Annotated in this window: 5 protein-coding genes; 4 read left to right on the top strand and 1 reads right to left on the bottom strand. The window is 65.3% G+C overall.

What is annotated here, in order from left to right:
• Positions 1 to 372 precede the first annotated feature (372 nt).
• Positions 373 to 549, top strand: coding sequence for a hypothetical protein (locus MKL01_RS19810; protein ID WP_243906915.1), 177 nt, complete (start codon positions 373 to 375; stop codon positions 547 to 549).
• Positions 550 to 607: 58 nt separating this feature from the next.
• On the opposite strand, the gene MKL01_RS19815 is transcribed toward MKL01_RS19810, so the two are convergent.
• Complete coding sequence (locus MKL01_RS19815) at positions 608 to 898, bottom strand: hypothetical protein (RefSeq protein ID WP_243906916.1); 291 nt, start codon at positions 896 to 898, stop codon at positions 608 to 610.
• Between the two features lie 672 nt (positions 899 to 1,570).
• Here MKL01_RS19815 and MKL01_RS19820 point away from each other — a divergent pair.
• The 3 genes from MKL01_RS19820 to MKL01_RS19830 are packed head-to-tail and all read left to right on the top strand — an operon-like array spanning position 1,571 to position 2,875.
• On the top strand, positions 1,571 to 1,984 hold the full coding sequence (locus tag MKL01_RS19820; RefSeq protein ID WP_243906917.1) for a DUF3768 domain-containing protein: 414 nt from the start codon (positions 1,571 to 1,573) through the stop codon (positions 1,982 to 1,984).
• Position 1,985: 1 nt separating this feature from the next.
• Entirely contained in the window at positions 1,986 to 2,174 is a 189-nt protein-coding gene (locus MKL01_RS19825; RefSeq protein WP_243906918.1) for a hypothetical protein, read from the top strand.
• Positions 2,175 to 2,176: 2 nt separating this feature from the next.
• Complete coding sequence (locus MKL01_RS19830) at positions 2,177 to 2,875, top strand: hypothetical protein (protein ID WP_243906919.1); 699 nt, start codon at positions 2,177 to 2,179, stop codon at positions 2,873 to 2,875.
• Positions 2,876 to 3,025: the final 150 nt, after the last annotated feature.

The raw sequence follows: 3,025 nt of genomic DNA on the forward strand, positions 1-3,025 counted from the left end.
TGACCGGACTCTGCTGCGCCTGCGAGACTCGTCCGACGCCGTTGGCTGAGCAGTCAGGGTCGCGGCATCGGACGTCGAGGAAGCCTGCCCCGGTTACAGCCACACCTTATGCCTGGACGCCGCCAAGCCCGAACTCGCCACGCTGCACCGTCGAGCCCATCGAAGTGCCACGGGACACGGACGTCGCCGGTAGAGCTTGGCCGCCCGCGAGGTTGTTGGCCTAAGTCTGGATCGTAACGAGACGCGCGGCGTTCTCTTCGTCTGGCTAGTAGCTGTGGCTATCGTTCCGGCCAATGGAGTGGCGTCTACACTCGCGCCCTCGCCTTTCGATCAGTTCGGCGAGCAGGCCGAGGCTCTGGGCTGGACAGCAGCGTGGTTGTTCGACGTCCACCCCACGGCGGCATCGCACGCGTCGAGGCATGCGTCGTCCTGCCGATCGGCGGCCCGGTCTGCGCGATCACGGCTATGGAGATCCGGTTCGACCACGTGACGCACGGCGAGAAGCCCGGCCAGTCGCAGGGCGTGCCCTGGTGGGAGTTCGGCCAATGATCCCCACCGCCGACACCTGGGGCCCTTCCCCCAATTTCGACGAGGCCGAGCGCGCGGTTCATTTGGAGACGAGCTGTCCGATCCACCGGGCGACGAGGGCGGCGAGCACATACCAGACGCCAGGGTGTAGGACCGTCGCGATGTTCTGGATGAGTAGACCGCTCGGACCAGCCGGCACGCTCACAACCGCGGCGACGACCAGCCAAAGGCCGAACGCACCCAAAGCGGAGGCTGTCGCCTGGGCGGCAATACCGATGAACTCTAGTGGCTCCATAGCGGCGGGTGTGCCCGGCATTCGTAAATGGCATCTGTCCAGCTGCGCCGCGGAGCGCATTTTTGGCTTGCCCATATAGGTTCTACGCCGCGCCCGTCAGCTCAGTCACCTTGCCGTCAGCTTACTTCCGGTAAGAAGAGCCGCGCTTCGCAGCCGTAGGTAACAGGTTCCGTAAGTCGCCCTTATGCGAATAGCGTGGTTGAGTTCCAGCTACGCCGTTCCATTGAAACTCAACGGCAAGTAGGGCGGCCCGCCGTGTACGAAAAACGACCGTTTTGTCGGCATTCGCCGCACATCGACGTCAGATCAGGGAAGTCGGCGTCAAACCTGTTGGAAAACAGCGTCGGCTATTCAAACGTCGGCAAAACGTGTCTCTCCGACGCCGGGGGTGAGAATGCTGCGGTGTCCGGATTACTGCATCGTGCAACGGAAAGCAGACCAGGCGCTTTCGGCCAGATCCGGTCATAGCCGTGATTGGTGCTTCTCCGAGTCCGTGGCGATGGACGCCCAGAACCAGTCGCACATGTGCCCGCTCGCTCGAGCAGCTCGGCATCATTGATACTATGAATTAAATCCTATATAATTGCTTTTATCGCCCCTACTTGTTGAGGCACGCCATGACGCGATCATCACGCCGACGAGCGCAGGGTGCCTTGGTACTGCCGGCGAGGCGACGAAGCCGCTCCAATACGAGCACCACCAGCAAGGGGTCCCACACGGGACCCCTTCTTCTTTGCGAGATCCACCATGAGCAACGTTGAAACTTCGACATCAGCCGACCACTCCGCCGCGTTCGGCACAGGGCAGAAGCCGCATCAGCCGTCGATTGCCGCTACCGGCATTGCCGCCCGCGTGCGCGCCCTAAACGACGCCTTCCGCCGCAGCTTCGCCGGTGGGCAGGTGGTTGAGACACCCGGCGTGGTCGAACTGCCCGAGGCCGACCGTATCGCCCTACTGCTGGCCGTGCGCCGCTTCAGCAGCTTCGACGCCGATAACGATCCTCACGGCGAGCACGACTTCGGCGCGGTCGAAGTCGGCGGCGAGCGCTTCTTCTGGAAAATCGACGCCTATGATCGCGCGCTGCTCGGCGGTTCGCCGGACCCGGCCGACCCCGCGGTGACCACCCGCGTGCTCACGATCATGCGCGCCGACGAGTACTGAGGTGGCCTCCCCGCTCAAAGCACCGCGGCTGCCCCGGATTGATCCGCCCCACGGCGACGAGGTCATGCGATCGCAGCCGCGCGGCGAGGCCGAGCTCGACGCCGACACCGAGTGGGACGAGGACTGGCCGGCCGATAACGATGGCGATTGGTCAGGCTGCGGCAACGACGGCGACCGGGAGGAGGGCTGAGCATGGGCTGCCATTCCGATCCCAAGACGCCGCACTTCGGCACTGGTGCTGATGCCGCCGATAGCCAACTCGCCGCGGCGGCGCCCTCACCGACCCGGCGGCGCCTACTCACCCTGATCGCGTCGTTGCTGAGTGCCCAGCCGCCATTTGCCTCCGGGGCTGACCCGCAGCGGTCGCGTGACCGCACGGCTCTCGACCCTACGCCGCGCCTGTTTGCTGAGGTCCAGGCCCGGCTGGCCGAGCACGAACGAGCCCTGCAGACCTGCGACCGGCTCGAAGCGGCGCTTGTGGCCGAGTTCGGGTACCCACGTGTACGGTTGGCTGAGATGGATAACCCTCCCGGTCGGTTCGCGGCCGACGCAGAGACCATCGCACGCTATGTGCCGCCCGGTCGCCGACGTGAGCGGTGCCTGAGGGTTCTCCAGCAACGACAGGCGCGCTGGGCCGAGGCTGCGCAGGCGTGTGAGCTTATGAAAGCCCAGGAGCGAGAGGAGGTCTTGTTTCGCGCTGTCCGGGCCGCGGCTGACAGCCTGTACATCGTGCCCGCGACGACCCTCACCGGCATCGTGCTGAAGCTCGGGGTGCTGTTGAGCTTGGAGGAGCCCGGCGAGTTTGCGCGCGATGAGTCGCCCTGGCGCCAGCTACGCCTGATCCTCCTCGACTTCGACGCGATCGCGGCCGGCAGGGGCGCAGATCGATGATCGTCCCTAAGAGCCCGTCCGATAAGGGTCTGAGGCGGGGTTGAGTGGCCGGGATGGCGATGATTCCAGGGGGGTGCTGAAGCCTGACCTGGACCTGCCATGTGGACCCCGACCACCCGGCGGCAGCATAGCCGCGCGGGCCTTCGCTAT

The organism is Methylobacterium sp. J-070, assembly GCF_022829385.1.
Lineage (GTDB): Bacteria > Pseudomonadota > Alphaproteobacteria > Rhizobiales > Beijerinckiaceae > Methylobacterium.